Annotated in this window: 21 protein-coding genes and 2 pseudogenes; 2 read left to right on the forward strand and 21 right to left on the reverse strand. The window is 35.1% G+C overall.

Features of this window, described 5'->3' with window-relative positions; all coding sequences use genetic code 11:
* A partial coding sequence (locus E7Y33_RS09510; RefSeq protein WP_237665640.1) for a YobI family P-loop NTPase occupies positions 1-219 on the forward strand: 219 nt, incomplete at its 5' end.
* A complete protein-coding gene (locus tag E7Y33_RS04420; RefSeq protein WP_139689770.1) occupies positions 212-1,759 on the forward strand; it encodes a hypothetical protein in 1,548 nt (515 codons plus the stop codon). The genes E7Y33_RS09510 and E7Y33_RS04420, both read left to right, overlap by 8 nt.
* A 103-nt stretch (positions 1,760-1,862) precedes the next feature.
* On the opposite strand, the gene E7Y33_RS04425 is transcribed toward E7Y33_RS04420, so the two are convergent.
* The 21 genes and pseudogenes from E7Y33_RS04425 to E7Y33_RS09530 form a co-directional block, all read right to left on the reverse strand.
* Positions 1,863-3,641: a glycoside hydrolase family 13 protein gene (locus tag E7Y33_RS04425; protein WP_139689771.1), complete on the reverse strand. Its 1,779-nt coding sequence runs from the start codon at positions 3,639-3,641 to the stop codon at positions 1,863-1,865.
* A 181-nt stretch (positions 3,642-3,822) separates the two neighbouring features.
* Complete coding sequence (locus tag E7Y33_RS04430; protein WP_139689772.1) at positions 3,823-4,503, reverse strand: hypothetical protein; 681 nt, start codon at positions 4,501-4,503, stop codon at positions 3,823-3,825.
* Between the two features lie 143 nt (positions 4,504-4,646).
* Positions 4,647-5,138, reverse strand: coding sequence for a phosphoribosylanthranilate isomerase (locus E7Y33_RS04435; protein ID WP_139689773.1), 492 nt, complete (start codon positions 5,136-5,138; stop codon positions 4,647-4,649).
* Between the two features lie 63 nt (positions 5,139-5,201).
* Positions 5,202-6,083 (reverse strand): diacylglycerol/lipid kinase family protein, encoded by an 882-nt coding sequence (locus E7Y33_RS04440; RefSeq protein ID WP_139689774.1) that lies wholly within the window; start codon positions 6,081-6,083, stop codon positions 5,202-5,204.
* Positions 6,084-6,258: 175 nt separating this feature from the next.
* On the reverse strand, positions 6,259-6,627 hold the full coding sequence (locus E7Y33_RS04445; RefSeq protein WP_139689775.1) for a hypothetical protein: 369 nt from the start codon (positions 6,625-6,627) through the stop codon (positions 6,259-6,261).
* Positions 6,628-6,665: 38 nt separating this feature from the next.
* Positions 6,666-7,427, reverse strand: a complete 762-nt coding sequence (locus E7Y33_RS04450; protein ID WP_139689776.1) for a hypothetical protein — start codon at positions 7,425-7,427, stop codon at positions 6,666-6,668.
* A gap of 121 nt (positions 7,428-7,548) precedes the next feature.
* Positions 7,549-8,205, reverse strand: a pseudogene (locus E7Y33_RS04455) (DUF443 domain-containing protein).
* A 107-nt stretch (positions 8,206-8,312) separates the two neighbouring features.
* Entirely contained in the window at positions 8,313-8,975 is a 663-nt protein-coding gene (locus tag E7Y33_RS04460; RefSeq protein WP_139689777.1) for a DUF443 domain-containing protein, read from the reverse strand.
* A 116-nt stretch (positions 8,976-9,091) separates the two neighbouring features.
* Positions 9,092-9,709 (reverse strand): SAP domain-containing protein, encoded by a 618-nt coding sequence (locus tag E7Y33_RS04465; RefSeq protein ID WP_139689778.1) that lies wholly within the window; start codon positions 9,707-9,709, stop codon positions 9,092-9,094.
* Positions 9,710-10,103: 394 nt separating this feature from the next.
* Positions 10,104-10,238 (reverse strand): annotated as a pseudogene (locus E7Y33_RS09395) (TipC family immunity protein); the annotation flags it as partial.
* 246 nt (positions 10,239-10,484) lie between these two features.
* Positions 10,485-10,985, reverse strand: a complete 501-nt coding sequence (locus tag E7Y33_RS04475; protein WP_138100260.1) for an SMI1/KNR4 family protein — start codon at positions 10,983-10,985, stop codon at positions 10,485-10,487.
* Between the two features lie 24 nt (positions 10,986-11,009).
* A complete protein-coding gene (locus tag E7Y33_RS04480; protein ID WP_139689779.1) occupies positions 11,010-11,984 on the reverse strand; it encodes an HNH endonuclease signature motif containing protein in 975 nt (324 codons plus the stop codon).
* 132 nt (positions 11,985-12,116) lie between these two features.
* Positions 12,117-12,488 carry an immunity 22 family protein gene (locus E7Y33_RS04485; protein ID WP_139689780.1) on the reverse strand — a complete coding sequence of 124 codons (372 nt, stop codon included), beginning with the start codon at positions 12,486-12,488 and terminating at the stop codon, positions 12,117-12,119.
* Positions 12,489-12,582: 94 nt separating this feature from the next.
* Positions 12,583-12,981, reverse strand: coding sequence for a hypothetical protein (locus E7Y33_RS04490; RefSeq protein ID WP_139689781.1), 399 nt, complete (start codon positions 12,979-12,981; stop codon positions 12,583-12,585).
* Between the two features lie 382 nt (positions 12,982-13,363).
* A complete protein-coding gene (locus E7Y33_RS04500) occupies positions 13,364-13,753 on the reverse strand; it encodes a hypothetical protein (protein ID WP_000656834.1) in 390 nt (129 codons plus the stop codon).
* The gene (locus tag E7Y33_RS09515; protein ID WP_237665641.1) at positions 13,750-14,457 is read right to left on the reverse strand and encodes an HNH endonuclease; all 708 of its coding nucleotides are present in this window, start codon (positions 14,455-14,457) and stop codon (positions 13,750-13,752) included. The genes E7Y33_RS04500 and E7Y33_RS09515 overlap by 4 nt, the downstream gene beginning before the upstream one ends.
* Positions 14,430-14,861: a T7SS effector LXG polymorphic toxin gene (locus tag E7Y33_RS04515; RefSeq protein WP_139689782.1), complete on the reverse strand. Its 432-nt coding sequence runs from the start codon at positions 14,859-14,861 to the stop codon at positions 14,430-14,432. Before E7Y33_RS04515 ends, E7Y33_RS09515 begins: the two co-directional genes overlap by 28 nt.
* 140 nt (positions 14,862-15,001) lie before the next feature.
* On the reverse strand, positions 15,002-15,328 hold the full coding sequence (locus E7Y33_RS04520; RefSeq protein WP_084946679.1) for an Imm59 family immunity protein: 327 nt from the start codon (positions 15,326-15,328) through the stop codon (positions 15,002-15,004).
* Positions 15,325-15,480 (reverse strand): hypothetical protein, encoded by a 156-nt coding sequence (locus E7Y33_RS09520; protein WP_237665642.1) that lies wholly within the window; start codon positions 15,478-15,480, stop codon positions 15,325-15,327. Before E7Y33_RS09520 ends, E7Y33_RS04520 begins: the two co-directional genes overlap by 4 nt.
* Before the next feature lie 63 nt (positions 15,481-15,543).
* Positions 15,544-15,999 (reverse strand): glycohydrolase toxin TNT-related protein, encoded by a 456-nt coding sequence (locus E7Y33_RS09525; RefSeq protein WP_237665643.1) that lies wholly within the window; start codon positions 15,997-15,999, stop codon positions 15,544-15,546.
* A complete protein-coding gene (locus E7Y33_RS09530; protein WP_237665644.1) occupies positions 15,980-16,828 on the reverse strand; it encodes a hypothetical protein in 849 nt (282 codons plus the stop codon). The genes E7Y33_RS09525 and E7Y33_RS09530 overlap by 20 nt, the downstream gene beginning before the upstream one ends.
* Positions 16,829-16,854: the final 26 nt, after the last annotated feature.

The raw sequence follows: 16,854 nt of genomic DNA on the forward strand, positions 1-16,854 counted from the left end.
TCCATATTTATTGATGACTTTAGAGTGCTTAAAAATATAGTAAATGAATTTAAAATTTACAAAGAAATTCATAAAAATAATATTAAAATAGATTGCAAACAACTACTTGCACTAATAGTCTATAAAACATTAAACTCAAATGATTTTAATGATTTAGTAAAATCTAAAGGAGACTTGTACACTCAAATAAAAAATTCATTGGAGGATAACGATGAGTGAGATTGCAAAATTTTTGATAAAAAATAATCTTATTAATGAAACATATACAGATTACTTAGTTAGACAATCCCCAAATGGTCTTCGTGAAGAGGAAAAAAATTTTTTAGTGTCTGTATTATTAAAGGATAGTGAAGAATTAAAAAAAATAAAAGTTCTTAAACAGGATAAAATTTATGAAATCTTCTTAAAATTATCTGATCATCACTTTTCTGTTGATAATTTTTTTAATGAAGCAATTTATGATTATTTTAATAAAGCAATTTATGATAATGATGAAAATATTATTAAAGGTATAGAAAATTACTTTAAAAAAATAATCTTCCTTCAAGATGTAAATGACCCGCAAAAAATTACACTAAATATAAATAGCATATCTAGAATACTTTATAATAAATTGGTAGATCCACAAGAAGATCATCTCTTTACCAAAATGAAGAGCTATATTTCAGATAATCAAATCAGCGATAGCATAAATGATAATGTAAAATTACTACTATTAATTCTAGATAAAAAAATGAATTTAGATTTTGAATTCAATTTAGACTTTACTATTGAAACTCTTCTTGAAAGAATTTATCATATTTCCGATAAAACAAATAAACAGTTCTTAGAACAGGAACTATTAGATTTAATTAGTGAAAAAATAAATAATAAAATACCAGTAATAATATTTAAACCCTCTGATTTCCAAAAAGTTAAATCGGAGCGAAAGAAATTTTACAAGACTTTGTGGGAGAAGGAAAAGATTTCATTAAATTCTATAACTTTATTAGCTATTTTATCCATTTTTGAAGATAAACAAATCGATAGCTATGAAAATATTTATGATAAACTAAACACTCACGATGCCAAAAATACTATAATAAAATTATTAAATTATATAGATTCTAATATTTTCAGCAATTTCGAAAATTACTCACATGAAACAGATAACTTGTACATTACCTCTAATATTAATTCTTTCAGATATATAATCCGGACCTACATGAATCACGAGGATAAAAAAATCCCGTTTCATCTTTTCAACCCTATCATTTTATGGGAAGAACTAACTAATGTTCAAAGTGAGATTTCTAGAAACCATTATGAAGAAATATTTAATACTTTAGATAAAGATTTTATCACTGAACAACTGAATAAATCTTCCATTCCTTTATTATCCTTTAAAAAACTACTCGCAAACTACAAGGATTCATTTTCAAATAAAATTAATATCGAAACTCTAGAAAGTGATGCGATGAAATCTCTGGTTCAAATTCCAAAAAAAAGAACAAAGAGAAAGCCTGATAGTAGAATCAATAAAAAGAATAAACTAATAAAATACATTAATCAACATTCTAAAATTGATGATATTGATGAGAGAGTTATCAACCAATATCGAGCAAGTGACTTACTGAGTATAGCAGGCTCAATAGATAACATTGACTTATATATAAAGATTCTGAATAAGCGGAAACGTTCTGCTAAAAACAGTAAAAATGAAATAGAGAAGTTAATAACAAAATTAGAGTCTAAAAATGGATTACCTACAACCATGTAAGTAATTTATTAAGTCAATTAATCATATAAAGTATATACAGAAAGCCTTAACTCTTTCACTTTAAATCAGTTATCCATAACTACTTTTGACATAAGAATCCCTCTTATTCAGACACCAAACTAATCGCGAGACTTTTCTTAATATAGACCACAAATCCTTTTGGTGAGATGACAAGCTGATTCTCCAATTCTTGGCAATGACTTGCTAGAGCTACAGCATCACTGTCTTCTAAAAGATAGTTTTCAGTTGATTGGTTAAAAATAGCTTGGAGTTTTTGTCCATCATAATCCCATGCCAGAGATACCACATCTGGCTTGATTTCTTGCAGTCTATAGGTCCCGTGCTGGATTATATCTGAGACACTCTTGCGAAGCTGAATCAATTTCTTCATGAATTGAAGCATGTCATTACTGTCGGAAACACGTTCCCAAGGCATGACACGACGACAATCTGGATCTGGTCCTCCACCTAACTCCAACTCCGTTCCATAGTAGAAACACGGTGTCCCCCTTTGTAAAAAGAGACAGGCAAGTGCCGACTTAACGAGTTGAACATCTCCTTTGGCTGTTGCCAAAATGCGTTCCGTATCGTGAGAATCTAGAAGATTAAACATCACTTCCGAAATCTGCTGTCTATAGTACATTGATTGGCTATTGATTTCATCGATAAATTGATGGGACTTCTTAGTCCCTCGCAAGAAATAATCCTTGATGCTGTTGGAGAGAGGATAGTTCATGACTGCGTGAAATTCATCGCCATTTAGCCAAGGCTGTGAAGTGTGCCAGACCTCTCCAAGAATATAAAGGTCAGGCTTTTTAGCCAAGACAGCCTTATGGAAATCTCGCCAAAATTGGTGGTCGACTTCATTTGCCACATCCAGTCGCCAAGCATCGATATCAAACTCTTCAATCCAGTAGGTCGCAACGCTCAACAAATAGTCCCTCACTTGAGGATTGGCCGTATTGAGCTTGGGCATATAGCTGGCAAAGGCAAAGGTATGGTAAGGGAGCTTTCTTGGGTTTCCCAGCTTATCCTTGGTCACGGGGAATTCTTGAACATGGAACCAGTCTTTGTAAACAGAATCTTCACCATGATTGAGAACATCCTGCCACTGAGGAGACTGATCCCCGATATGATTGAAAACAGCATCCAGCATGATTTTCATGCCTCTCTGATGGGCCTCCTCCACCAGTTTACGGAAGATTTCCTTGTCTCCAAAATGATGGTCAATTTTAAAATAATCCGTTGTATTGTACTTGTGATTGCTTGGGGATTCAAAGATTGGACAGAGATAAAGACCTGTAATGCCCAAATCTTGCAAGTAATCCAGATGGTCAATAATGCCCTGTAAATCACCACCAAAGAAATCACTCGTTTTTGGTTTGATAGATGAATCCCAAACCAGAGCCCCTTCTGGAGAAATCTCCGGATTGCCATTAGCAAAACGTTCCGGGAAAATCTGATACCAAACTGTATTTGCTACCCAGTCAGGAACATGGCAAGCATCAATCTTATGGATATACGGGATTTTAAAGCCATTTCCTTCATAATGAAGATTTTCTAGCGTGTTTTCAACACATCCCTTATCGCCGTACAAAATATCCTGACCTTGCTTATCTTTAAGCTCAAAAAGATACTGGAGTCGCGCATAGCCAACTGAAACTTCCGCTTGCCAGTAATCAAATAAGGCATCAGAAGTTACTTTGACCATCGCCTTGCTTGCTTCATAATGGTCCTCTAAAAAGATAAAAGTATCTCCATAATGCAAATGGATGCTTTCAATATCATCTTTCTTAGTCCGGATACGAATGTGCATTATCTTATCCTTATAAAGATAAGCATACTCCGACTCTGGTCTATGGTAAATGGCAGTCAATTTCATTGTATCTGTCTCCTGAATTACTTTCATTCATCTGTAACGCAAACGTTTTCATCTTTGTTGTTCTAGTATACTACTTTAAAATTTTATTTTCAAGGCTTGTCTGTAGTTTCGAGTGGATTGTTTTGAGAATATAAAAAAGTCTTATCTCTAAGACTTCTCATTTTTAGACTTTTTCTAAAAACTACTTAAATAGTTCATACTTATTTAAAAGTAATTCTTTTAACCGTCCTTCTATACGCTCTCCTCTCGAAATAATCATATTTTTTATATCTTCTTTTCCACTAATCTTATTAAATTTTTTGTTTGAATAATAATCGGTTTGAAAAGTCATCTCAATATATTCATCAAACGTCAAATCAAACTTAAATTCATTCCAACGATCTCTAATATGCACTATCATCTTGTTCCAATCTTCTTGAAAAACTTTGTGACTAAATTGTAAACTTCGCTTTAATGGAACATTACCTGGAATAGGGGTAAAATTACCAATATAATGATATTTATATATAATATCACTATTATCTTTGGTCCTATAAGAAGGATTATATGCTGCCTTACCATTATTCATTACATCAAAGAGAAAACGAAAACTTTTCGTATCGCTTTGTACTGTTAAATAATACCTATTTATTAAATATGTGTACTCTTCGCCGAATTTCTTAGAAAGGTAACTGGAAACTATTTCTCCCCAAATTATCTGGCATAAAGGTGACTGTTCATAATCTCTAGCAGTCCATTCGTTATTGTCCTGAAAATTATAATCAACTAAATCATTTGCTTCAATATATTCAACAATTTCTTTAAGCCATAGCTCCTGATTTTTTTTCCAGAGCCATTCTGTTTTTTCTGTTAAAATTGACAAATCATTCCCTCCGATTTTATAAAAACACTAAATTAAGCACTATGTTATGAATAATACCTATTAATAAAACTTTCTTGAAACAAATTAAATATTCTGAGATATCCATATTATTTACTTTTAAGGTGTTGTAAAGAAAGACAGTTTTACAAATGTCTTTCCAGCCACTCTATCTTTTTAAAATCCTTATTGTTATTGTGGTCATTTCTATAGGAATCTTGAGAAGAAGCTTTATATATACTGAAATACTGTTCTAAACTTGGAACACGAAACGTGATGTCCTCGGGATGAATCAACTCTATATCTGATTCAGATACTCCTGCAAAATCAGGTAAGGAATCGATACTCCCAAATTCAACGCTCACATCATCTTTTTGGAATTCGTGCTCGTGAATATCTACCAAGGTATAGCCTAAGTGGTTCATCACTTTCATTATCTTGTCCCAGTCATAAATCCTGAGATGATCAGGCGCTTCCCAGCCTCTAGGATCTCCAGAGACATGAATGTCAATGTCAGACGGCTGCCATTCTTCATTTGAACGGTATTCAAACCCCAAAGACCCCATGAGCGTCGGAGTGATTCCGACTTGGTTTAAATGTGAACAAATTGTTCGAAATTCATCAAATAGAGAATTCATTTCTCCTCCAATCGTTGATATGAATTCAGTTTTAGCAGTGAAAGACAAACTTGTTTCTACCTTCTACTCTTTCGGTTGTGAAAAGACTTCAATATGCTGGCCCAGTACCTTGATTTCTACAGGTAGGTTATCCGACTTATCGCCGTCAACATCTGACTCCAATTCACTATCTGAAGAGATCTTAATATTGCGCGCTCTGATATACTCAATATTATCATTGCCGACAACATCCCCTTTTAGTAAATCTGGAATGACGGATAATTTAGAGAATAGAGAAGCATCTTTTAGAATCAAAATATTGGCATAGCCATCTTTATTTTCTTCAAAGATTTTCTTATCAGCGAAGTAATTTGTCAAGAGAACCAAAACATGACTCGCTTCGCCATCATAATTTCCATTTTCTGTTTCAATCTTAATGTTAAAGACCTGATCCGTCATCACAGACTTCATGGTATTTACAGCATAGGCTAAAATACCGAATTTTGTCTTGTCCTCAATCTCCACATTGTGAATCGCCTCTGGAAGAGAACCGATACTAAAGATATAACCAAAATAATTGTCATTCGCTTTACCGATATCAATCTTATTGGTTAAGTTAAAATCGAGTTCATCAATCGCACCATCGATGTCTTGATTGATTTCCAACAGTTTCGTAATGAGGTTGCCTGTACCTCCAGGAATAATCCCTAACTTCGGAGTGTAGTCTCTCTCAGCAATACCCGAAATAACTTCATTGACAGTCCCGTCTCCACCGAAAACAACCACTGCATCGTACTGCTCACGAGAAGCTTCCTCAGCAAAGTGTGTTGCATCCAGTGCTTTTTCGGTAATTTTGGTTTCCACGTGTTCAAAATAATCTTTTGCCTTATTCTCCAGCTTGACCTTATAATCCAAAGCCTTTTCCCCACCAGAGGTAGGGTTGATAATTAACATTGCTTTTTTCATTGATGATACTCCTTTAATGGTTACAAAAATTCTAGTAACTAATTATATCACTTGAGTTATGTAAACGCCATCCAAATGCTTGAAAAATCGAATCCACTAACTAGAATAGAAAAGTTAATGTATCAAGCACTAGTCTCAACTTAAACAAGAATAAATACTTATTGTTAGCAATTCACTACTTTACTTTTTTCGATAATTTTATATAATCCATTAAGTATAAAATAGCTGAAACAAATGCGAACACACTGGAAAATCCAGCTAATATCGGAATAAAACCAATAATAGATGCAATCAAAAGAAACTGATATGTCTTCTTATTGACTTTTGATTCTTCATCATGTAGAAGGAATGCTACAAAACCAAAAAACAGCAATATTAAACAAGTTGAAAAGTAGATTCCATCCCAACTAGAAAGTCTAACAAGCTTAGGTATCACCCAGTAAATGATTTCAAATGTCCACATTTTAGAAGAAAGGTAAGTAATCGTTAAAGCTCCAATTAAAGAAATAACTCCGTTTATTAGCAATAATTTATTTGATTTCACACTTAGTCCTTTTTATCCTTTTCTGTACTTATTCATTGCTAATTAATAGATTCACTTTTTAAAAATTCTTTAGACTTCTGGACGATATAGAGCTGTTCATCTTCTTGAGCGAGTTTTCTAAACAATTCATTCGCCCTAGTCATATCTCCTTTTAATTTAGAGTTCAAAGCTTGATAGTAAGTGATTTCCAATTGTTGATATTTAAATTCGTTTTCCAAGTCTTCAAAGTAATCATTGGATTGATGAGCAATTGTTAAATCGTAAAGCGCAATACTTACGCTTTTTGTTTTCTCAGCTAGAGAGGAATCTGAGATGGACATTTTGTTTAGTATAAGATCAAGCTGGTCCCTGGTCAGATTTGGATTTGCAAGAACTGTCGAGCGAACGAGGTAACTCTCAAAGAAATCCCTGTATTTCGGCTTCAGTTTTTGATCAGTCATTGCTTCAGAAGCCTCCTTAATGGCAGCATCGAAATCACCAATCATATAGGAATAGCCAACAGATGTTAGTGTCACATCCATTTTTATAATAGCTCTTTTTGCAACTTTCTTCAATTCAATGTATTGCTTCCAAGATGGTAAATCTAAGTCCATATACAGCAACTTAGTACCACTCCTTACATACCCTCTTCTGATTAGTGCAATGAAAAGAAATAAGAGTGCATTTATGAATAAAATACAAAGGGTTTGAATAGTCCTATCTTTCACCATCCAAGCTACAAAAAGAATGAGAAGAACAGCCAAAACAATCACGACTTTTCTATAAAAAGCATATCTTTTACGTAATTCTAAGTAATTCATTATTACTCCTTTTCTAAATTACAATGTGGCATTGCGAGAACAGTCCTGAATCTTAAATGAGTTATTGAGCAACATAAACACTTTCTGAATTGGTTTATTACCTGAATCAATGTCATTTATTCTATATTTTCTCAATCTTCTCAACCTCAATTTGACCATGCTTATATGGATGAGCGATTGGAAAACTTCCTAGAGTAAACATGAAAAAGAATAACGAAACGATTCCATTAATCACCAAAAATGCTCCTTCTGTTCCATTATTCAAACCAAGAAAGAAAAGTAAACAAAGGGCAATTGCTCCAACAAAAGGATATACTCCTCCGTTACTTTTCTGAATAGTTGTAAAGGTAACTGTGTATTTATTACTGTTTTGAGGAATCCATTTATCTGCTTTATTATGGGATAACTTTAATTAAATCAGAATTGCAAAATAAGAAATCAGCATAGAAATTGCAAAGAGTAATAACTTTAATAATATTTGCTCGCTAATATTATTGTGAATAAAAAATTTTTTCAGCGCATCATAGCTAACCTTGACGATTGGTTGAACGATGATGGCTCCCATTGTTGCACTTACAGGTCTGCTAGGTTTAATTTCGAATTGGTTATTGTTCTTTTCAATCTCTACCATGTTCACTGAAATCGTATCTGTTTTTATTCCCCAGTAATAGCTCTTGGGGCTTATAGTACTTGTATCCATGACATACTTTTTCGATTCTTTATCTATCTGAACAATTTGAAAGCACATCATGCTTGAATTTTTAAATTTTAATTCCACGTCTATTCCTCAAAATACTGTCTAATTAATTCCCTAATTTTCTGATGAGTTGAATCATATGACCTGCATAAGAAGATCATAAAACGTCTTTCATCTTTCATCTTAACTTACAACTTCTCTATTTTATCAAAAACAAGTTCTTGCTTTTCGACACTTTCTCGGAGTGGTGACATGCCTAAAATCACTGTAAAAAATCCCAATAATAGAATACTATTAATAACAAGTAAGGCTCCCTCTGTTCCATTAACAGTATATAGATAAAATGCAAAACATCCAAGAGTCGGAACAAGGATAAAAGGAAGAAGTTTGTAATGTTTTAATTGACGTTTATTTCCAACTGGTTTAAAGGTTATTTGATAGTTTGAAGCTTTATTCTCAAGTCTTTTTTGGACGCTATGACGAGCTCTTATGGCAATGAACCAGAAAGCAAGATAAGCTAGGAAGATGAACAGGCCATATAAACCTATCTTTAAAGAAAGATTGTGACTAATCCCATTGTTTCTAAAAAAATTCGTCACTAGCCGGTAGCCAGATCCCCCTATTGCTGTACCAATTGCAACCCCAATCGATTTACTCATAGTTGGAGCCACACTTTCAAAACGCGTATCTCTTTTATCTAACTTTTGCATTTTTGCAGTAATCTCATCAGGAAGAGAACCCCAGAAATAGGTTTTTGGACTAACGGTCGTCAAATCTAGAATATACTTTTCTCCCTCTACTTCTACTATTTTGAAAAATACTTTATTCGTTTCTTTAAATTTTACTTTCATAGTCACCTTTCGAACCTTTTCAGAGTTAAATTGATTCTTATATCAAAGACCTTATTTGTTTTACTTTTTTTGTATTGGCTTTTTTAAAATTGTTTGTTAAGCAAATAAATAATATCCTACTCGCCATACTCTTTTATTCTATCAGCATATTCAGTCAAAAGATTTTTTGAATAAATTTTTTCATTACTTGAATTTCTAACTTCTTTCCAAAGAATAGAAGCTACTTTTAGTTTATTAGAGTAGTTGGCACTATTTTCGTCTGCACAGAAATCCTTTAGAAATTGATTCCATTGACAAACCGAATGATCATACTTGGCATAATCTGAATTTCCATAATAGACTTTTAGCATATCTTGGATTGTGAAACTCAAATCATTGTCGCTTTTTACTTTTCTCCAAGCAGTAGCCATATCAGCAGTAAATTTGAAGGGTGAAACCTCTGTTAAAGTTGAGAAATATTCTCTAAAGTGTGCATTAAAGGAGAATCCACATTCAAGTAAGGGAGTATTTAAGGTGAGGACTTCTACTCGTTTCTTATTCCTTTTTATGGATGATTTTTTAATCAAATTACCCTTAAAGTACTGCTCAATAATATCATTAAGTTCCTGTTTTGTCCCTCTATATTCAAGTCCTAATGACTTGCATATCTGTGAAAGTTCATCACGGTACCAATAGTACTTATTAAATTCGTCAAAGGATGCGATTTTGTCAAACTCAGGTCTGCTCTCTATCAATATTTTACCTCCTTAAAACCTCTTTAGGTTTTCATCTCAAAATAATGGAGTTTTACTCTCTATATTTTGAGGTTTTGTCCACGTTTTACTAACAAACTTACACACTCAGCGGTTCGGACTTACCGTATCATTTCGTCGGTTTCCCTCCTCATTCTACGAGTCCTATCCCATGGGCGGAACATCTACTTCTACTTCGCTGATGCCTCAGCTCGTACAAGCAGTGATACCGCCTCAACATGTGGTGCTAGCAAACTTCTATACTGTAGAATGAAAGTGAATGAATCAACATTTAAATAACACTTTTGAACGAAAAGTATACTGTCTTATTCCAAACACCCTAATAAAAATGAGTAAAACTGTTTGAAAGTTATTTCATAGTTTCTTATACAACTTACTACCAATTCTCCCGCTGGGGTTCAATTTTGATATCGCCATAGTTGCTTGGCGAGTACTTGCTGTCATAAATGCTACACCAATCTTTCAAGACTTTCTGGTTGACGACTTCGTCGTAGTAAGAATCCAAGTCCTTTTAAAACACTCTTGACGCTAAAATCATTTAGCGCTTTATAGGATATCGAAGATAAAGTGTAGGATCTAACTTTTATTTCATCTCTATGAAGGTAGATGTAAGATTTCAATTTATTAAATAGCTCATTATAAAAAGTTTTTTCAATAAATAACTCAAGGAATTTATCACCCATAAATAGGACTCCTGCATTATATTTTGTGCATTACTCTTAACATATACTCAAAAGCATGATTCCGTAACCAAATACTAGCTATTTGCAATATCATCTTCAGAATATAGCATTCCTAAAAAGTCTTCAAATGTATCCGTGATAAAAGTTGTGGATGGATTAAGTTCATAAGAAGATTCATGATGCCATATGCACACACTAGGATTCTCCCTTCTCTGACTATAATCTAAGCAAACAAAGTCTCCGCCAAATAAAGCCGCTACAGGTAGTAATTCTACTCCTAAAATATCTTCAGAATACAGTAAGCGTTCATCTAATTGCGTTAGAATTACATCTATATCATACATACCCAAAGTATGATTTTGAGTATCATGTAAAATACATAAAAAACGTTCTATTATACGTTCCTGATCTTGAGGTAACTTTCCGCTAAAGATATTCTTCTTAGGAATCAACCCACTATATTGTTTAAAAAATTCCTTAGCAGATGCTGGGAGTGAAACCCTCCATATCTTTTCTTCTTCATTCAGTAACTGTTCGTCAGGTAATGGTGTTATTATCGTATTTTTATATTCCATTATTAAACATTAAATCCTTCCTATTTATCTTATAGCGTCGGCCCAATGACCTATAGTACGTCCTCCATTGTGTGGAACTATATTATGGATACCAAATGGAACTAACTCCATTTTACCTGGAACTTCTGTATGATGCCAAGTCATCCCTTCTCTAAATCCACCGATCTTTTCATTTAACCACTTAAATTGATCTCTATCAGTCTTCTTCCATAATTCTTTTGGTAATTGTACTGTCTCTTGAACCAAACCTGCACCTTTAAAATCTGCGTAGCCATATCTAAGCCCTTCAACTTGTCGAACTGCGACTTTCGGTAGCAGACCATGTCTAATTGACTCATTCTTTATCAAGCGTTTTTGAGCACCTGTAAGATTAGCCCCCTCTCTAATATCTTTATTCCAATTCCATGTTGTATTACCGTCTACTAACTTTGTATATTCAGATACATAGTCTGATAAGACATCATCAAAGGATAATTCTCCTTTTCCAAATGCTTCAAATCTCTTATTTTTAGCAATGCCTTCAAAGAAGTCCTTTTCTTTAGCCACATACTCTTTAAAGTTTGACGATTCTCTCGCCAGTTGGCTTTCTTTAAGATTCTGAAGTAATCGTTCTTTATCAAAGGGCTTCTCTGCTACTTTCGCCACATCATCCGCATGTTTGGTGGAGAAGTGCATCACATCACGCAGAGTCTTACTCTCAACGCTGAAGGCAGGCATGGTTCCCATACCTCCCGCAAAGGCAACTGCCTCTTTACGAATGCCGACTGGGATTCGAGTGTCTAATAATTTCTCCCCAAATTTTCCAATGACATTATTGCTCTTCGCTAGGATATTGTCAACCTTTGAACCCCATTTTTCAACATTTGCGAGGATTTTTGCCTTGGTACTGTTCTTGGATAACTGAATCATCTCAGCTGCCTTAGCTCCGAGCTTCGTACCCTTAGCCATCTTACCTACAGCTGCTGGACCGACAAAAAGACTGGCAATCTCAAAGGTCAAGCCTCCTGTGGAATAGGCAGATTCCGTGTGCCCTCAACGACATCGCCCCACCAGGAATCAATCTCATTCGAGAGTTCCTTCAGCCAGGCTTAGATGGGTCGATAATGTGCCAGAATTCCTTATATGCTACGCTTAGTAAGCGTATTCTGCGATACCAATAAACTCTAATGTCCCAGAACTATTGTTACTTACTTTTAATTCTTCTTTAGAATAATCAAAATCATAAATCAAAACAATTGTATTATAGGTTGTTGATATTTTAGGAAACTGCATAATAATCTCTTCATCGTATGAGAAACCTTCAAGCAAAACATCAATATTATTTTCAGAAACATCAACCCAATCTTTTTCAACTAAATCTCTATCGTAGTACGACAAATGAAAGTCTGTCTCAAATTCTGAAGAAACGCTATCCCCGTCCTCTTTATATGAAATTTTGAAGTATTCTTGAAATTCTTCTTGACTGGCAAAATTACCAAGCCATAACGATACTTTTTGTTTCATTTTTAATACCTTCCCAATCCTTCTGGTAAATCTAAAATTCCATTTTTCATTCTTCGACTTGCCCATTCATTTAAGAGGAATCAATATCTATTCTTCAATCTCCAAATTCATTTTCTTCGTCATCCAAGACAACTTCCCCTGAACTTTCCCATTCTTCTTTTGCTATTTCGCCACTTTGATACATGAAGTTTTTATTCATTTCAACTAAAATATCATCAAAGTCATCAAAACAATCGATTATCCCCCTAATTCCAGTTAATAGATTATAGAAAGCAATAGTATAATCTGAATTCTCTGAAGAGGAAATTGTAGTAATGTCTATCTTGTTAAACAATCTTAATCCTTCATAAAAACGATCTTCATATTTTTTTAGAAAGATATTTATCGTATTGTCTATATCTCTGATACTTTCTTCTCTAAGTAGCACACCTTTATTATTCTCATTAAGAATAGTCAATCGTTTCATTACATCTTTTAACTCTGAACTAATCATTTTAATCTCCTCCCAGAAGCTAAATTAAATTTTTTACTATTAGAAGTTCCATCAAGATTAAGAACATCCTTTACTTTACCTCTTTTATTGAATACCTCAAAATGATCTTTATGCAGACCATCTAAGTACAATTTATCTCCTTTTTTCAAAATATCATCTATATCTTTAGTCACCTCATAAACACTTTGCCCGTCATATTGTTTCTTCGTCTTTCTAAGATTGTCCCTAATCTTTTTTCCAAAGTCTGTCTCAAAAAACTCCGACATATTATTGACAGCTTGTGTGGCTCGCTCCGCCCTACCAGAACCACCTACTCCTCGTACTACATCCTCCGCCGGACAAAATCTTTAATGCGTTTAGAAAAACAATAAATATCTATTCTTTAATTTCCAGATTCATCATCCTCATCGTCTAAAATTATTTCATCTGAACTGACTAATTCCTCTTTGGTAATTTCTCCCATTTTAAATCTGCGTCTTTTGTTTAGATCAAAAATTATTTCATGCAAATCTGCAAAGTAAGAAGAAAAGTTAGCCATCGAAGACAATAACTCGTAATAGAATTGACTGTATTGCTCATCAGCTATACTTTGATCAATTATTTCTTCCTTGAATGCTGAAATACCTGACATAAGCTCTTGAAAGTCATCAGATAGATTATCATCTATCAATTCTTTAAAATCTTTTAATTTTTTATTTTCTTCTAACGAGTATCCTAGCCTCGAATTGAATCGTTTACACACCTCATAAAGTTTATAGATTTCTTCCTTCAATGTAATTTCCTTCCTTTAGCTTTTAATAACTTATCTGTGTTTAAAGTACCATCAAGATTAAGTACAGATTTCAAATTACCACGTTTATCAAAAACTTCAAAATGGTCCATATGTAAACCATCCAAATACAGGTAATCTCCTTTGCGCAAATTTCTATCAACCTTCTTCATCACCTCATAAACACTTTGCCCGTCATATTGTTTCTTCGTCTTTCTAAGATTGTCCCTAATCTTTTTTCCAAAGTCTGTCTCAAAAAACTCCGACATATTATTGACAGCTTGTGTGACTCTCTCCGCCTTCCCAGAACCACCTACTCCTCGTACTACATCATCCGCATGTTTGCTAGAGAAGCGCATCACATCACGTAGTGTCTTACTCTCAACGCTGAAGGTAGGCATTGAGCCCATACCTCCCGCAAAGGCAAATGCCTTTTTACGAATGCCGACTGGGATTCGGGTGTCTAATAATTTCTCGCCAAATTTTCCAATGACATTATTGCTCTTCGCTAGGATATTGTCAACCTTTGAACCCCATTTTTCGACATTTGCGAGAATTCTTGCCTTGGTGCTGTTCTTGGCTAACTGAATCATCTCAGCTGCCTTAGCTCCGAGTTTCGTGCCCTTAGCCATCTTACCTACAGCTGCTGGACCGACAAAAAGACTGGCAATCTCAAAGGTCAAGCCTCCTGCATCATAGGCATCCATATGGGTAACTTTATCCCAGAGGGCTTTCCCTGTCTCTTGAGCACGATAAGCAGCCTTATCCGCATAGCTAGCATTAGGGTCTTGACCGCATCATCCAAAGTTTCTTTTGCTAAAACTGCTGTTGCAGAGGTTTCGCCAACAAGATTCTGAAAATCCGTGATCGTCTTGGAAAACTCGGAACCTAGAAATTCTAAGCCATTCTTTAAGCCAACAATCACGGGGTTATGAACATTATTGATTTCATTCGTAATCGCTTTCCCAACTTCTCCATGCATGGAATTACTGGTGATGATGGCATTCATCCCATTTTTAGCGGTATCCAACTGACTCTGAGCAGTTGCGACCATCTTCATATAGGCCTCTTGGGCTTTCTGAAGCTCCGCAATATCGACATAAAATCCCATTAGCCTTCCTCCGTGTTTACATACGGCTAATAATACCGAACAAAATCCTCACTACGCATAAAGGCAGTCGATACTTGTTGCTGGGAGAGCTCGATAAAATTCAAATCAAATTTCACTGCGTTGCTTTTCTAAATTTATCATTATGGTTTGTCCCACAAAGGTGAGGAATACATATAGCTTCCTCTGTTAGATATGTCCCTTCGACCCTCACGTACTATAAAGTCCAATACATTAAAGAATTTTTTTTCAGCCTCAGAAAAATTATCAAATTCAAATGTTCTTCCAATTACATAAGCTCTCTCATCTCTGCTATTCACCATGAATAAACCATCTTTGTAAAATATATGTACAGCAAATGGTGTTCTATTTGTTTCATCGAAAAGAACATACCGTAAAGATATATAATTTTTTTCTTTTATAATACATTCTATTTCTTGTTTGAATTTTTCAATTTGTTCCGAATTCATTTTATCACCTCTTTTAATAAACCTAAATCTTCATAATACTTCAAAGAATTCCCTAGTTGTATCTGAGTTCCTCCACCTGCTCCAAAGACTTTTGCAATTTCTCCTTGTTGAATATTAGCCAGATCTGACAAAGAAAATCCCCGGTTTTCCATTGCATCAATTAAGCTTTCTTTAACTTCTGATGAAGCTGTTTTAAAAGCATTTATTATATTTTCTTATGTCAAATCATGCATTACTCTATATTGGTGGTAATCTTGGTAGCCTTCTGGATAAGGTAAACCACGTTTGTTAAACGCGATAATCTCTTCCTCCCTCACCGGACTAGTAAATTTTCCATATGGATGACCATAACGATCTATAATATCACCTGCTTTTAAATTTGCAGGTTGAGTAATGGGATTCCCTGCACTATCCAGTACAAAACCATCACCTTTTTCCGGCCACTTAATATGTCCTTCGCTATCCACATAACTTCGTGATCTGACAGGAATTTTTCTTCCATCGAAACCATCATCTGCCGATAGATAAGCACGCTTGCCATTTGGCATTTCAACACGTTCTGGGAAATAGTGTCCCTTAGCTTCATACTCTCTGCGAAGATAGTCATCAAACTTCGAACTTTCCCGTGCAAGTCGACTTTGCTTAAGATTTTCAAATCCGCTCTTTATCAAAGGGCTTCTCTGCCACTCTCACTACATCATCCGCATGTTTACTAAAGAACTGTCTAACCTCACGCAGAGTCTTACTCTCAACGCTGAAGGCAGGCATGGTTCCCATACCTCCCGCAAAGGCAACTGCCTCTTTACGAATGCCGACTGGGATTCGAGTATCTAATAATTTCTCGCCAAATTTTCCAATGACATTATTGCTCTTCGCTAGGATATTGTCAACCTTTGAACCCCATTTTTCGACATTTGCGAGAATTCTTGCCTTGGTACTGTTCTTGGCTAACTGAATCATCTCAGCTGCCTTAGCTCCGAGTTTCGTGCCCTTAGCCATCTTACCTACAGCTGCTGGACCGACAAAAAGACTGGCAATCTCAAAGGTCAAGCCTCCTGCATCATAGGCATCCATATGGGTAACTTTATCCCAGAGGGCTTTCCCTGTCTCCTGAGCACGATAAGCTGCCTTATCCGCATAACTAGCATTGGGATCCTGACCACGCTGAGCTGCTCCTGGATCCGTCAGAGCAGTGTAAGTTCCTACTCCTAACTCCGCAAGGCTAGACAGGTTATCTGCCGTTCCTTGCAAGTCCCGCTTCATCCACTCTGGAGTTCGACCTCCTGTTAAGCGATTGACGCCATCAATACTAGCAATGCCAATGATCTGAGTCAAATCTACAGCTCCGATGGCAGTATCTGAAACCATACTTCCAGCTGAACCAATAAAACCTTCCGCAAACAGGAGTGTATCTTTCAAGTCCTGTGGAATAGGCAGATTTCGTGTTCCCTCAACAACATCTCCCCACCAGGAACCACTCTCATTCGAGCGGTCCTTCAACCATGCTTAGATGGGGCGATGACGAC

The sequence above is a fragment of the Streptococcus oralis genome (assembly GCF_006175905.1).
GTDB classification, from domain to species: domain Bacteria; phylum Bacillota; class Bacilli; order Lactobacillales; family Streptococcaceae; genus Streptococcus; species Streptococcus oralis_BG.

What these genes read in the sequence shown, in the direction of transcription:
- E7Y33_RS04420 (WP_139689770.1), top strand. Translation starts at nt 212, where the DNA reads ATGAGTGAGATTGCAAAATTTTTGATAAAAAATAATCTTATTAATGAA.
- E7Y33_RS04425 (WP_139689771.1), bottom strand. Translation starts at nt 3,641, where the DNA reads ATGAAATTGACTGCCATTTACCATAGACCAGAGTCGGAGTATGCTTAT.
- E7Y33_RS04435 (WP_139689773.1), bottom strand. Translation starts at nt 5,138, where the DNA reads ATGAATTCTCTATTTGATGAATTTCGAACAATTTGTTCACATTTAAAC.
- E7Y33_RS04440 (WP_139689774.1), bottom strand. Translation starts at nt 6,083, where the DNA reads ATGAAAAAAGCAATGTTAATTATCAACCCTACCTCTGGTGGGGAAAAG.
- E7Y33_RS04450 (WP_139689776.1), bottom strand. Translation starts at nt 7,427, where the DNA reads ATGAATTACTTAGAATTACGTAAAAGATATGCTTTTTATAGAAAAGTC.
- E7Y33_RS04460 (WP_139689777.1), bottom strand. Translation starts at nt 8,975, where the DNA reads ATGAAAGTAAAATTTAAAGAAACGAATAAAGTATTTTTCAAAATAGTA.
- E7Y33_RS04475 (WP_138100260.1), bottom strand. Translation starts at nt 10,985, where the DNA reads ATGGAATATAAAAATACGATAATAACACCATTACCTGACGAACAGTTA.
- E7Y33_RS04485 (WP_139689780.1), bottom strand. Translation starts at nt 12,488, where the DNA reads ATGAAACAAAAAGTATCGTTATGGCTTGGTAATTTTGCCAGTCAAGAA.
- E7Y33_RS04490 (WP_139689781.1), bottom strand. Translation starts at nt 12,981, where the DNA reads ATGATTAGTTCAGAGTTAAAAGATGTAATGAAACGATTGACTATTCTT.
- E7Y33_RS09515 (WP_237665641.1), bottom strand. Translation starts at nt 14,457, where the DNA reads ATGGATGCCTATGATGCAGGAGGCTTGACCTTTGAGATTGCCAGTCTT.
- E7Y33_RS04515 (WP_139689782.1), bottom strand. Translation starts at nt 14,861, where the DNA reads ATGGGATTTTATGTCGATATTGCGGAGCTTCAGAAAGCCCAAGAGGCC.
- E7Y33_RS04520 (WP_084946679.1), bottom strand. Translation starts at nt 15,328, where the DNA reads ATGAATTCGGAACAAATTGAAAAATTCAAACAAGAAATAGAATGTATT.
- E7Y33_RS09520 (WP_237665642.1), bottom strand. Translation starts at nt 15,480, where the DNA reads ATGGAAAACCGGGGATTTTCTTTGTCAGATCTGGCTAATATTCAACAA.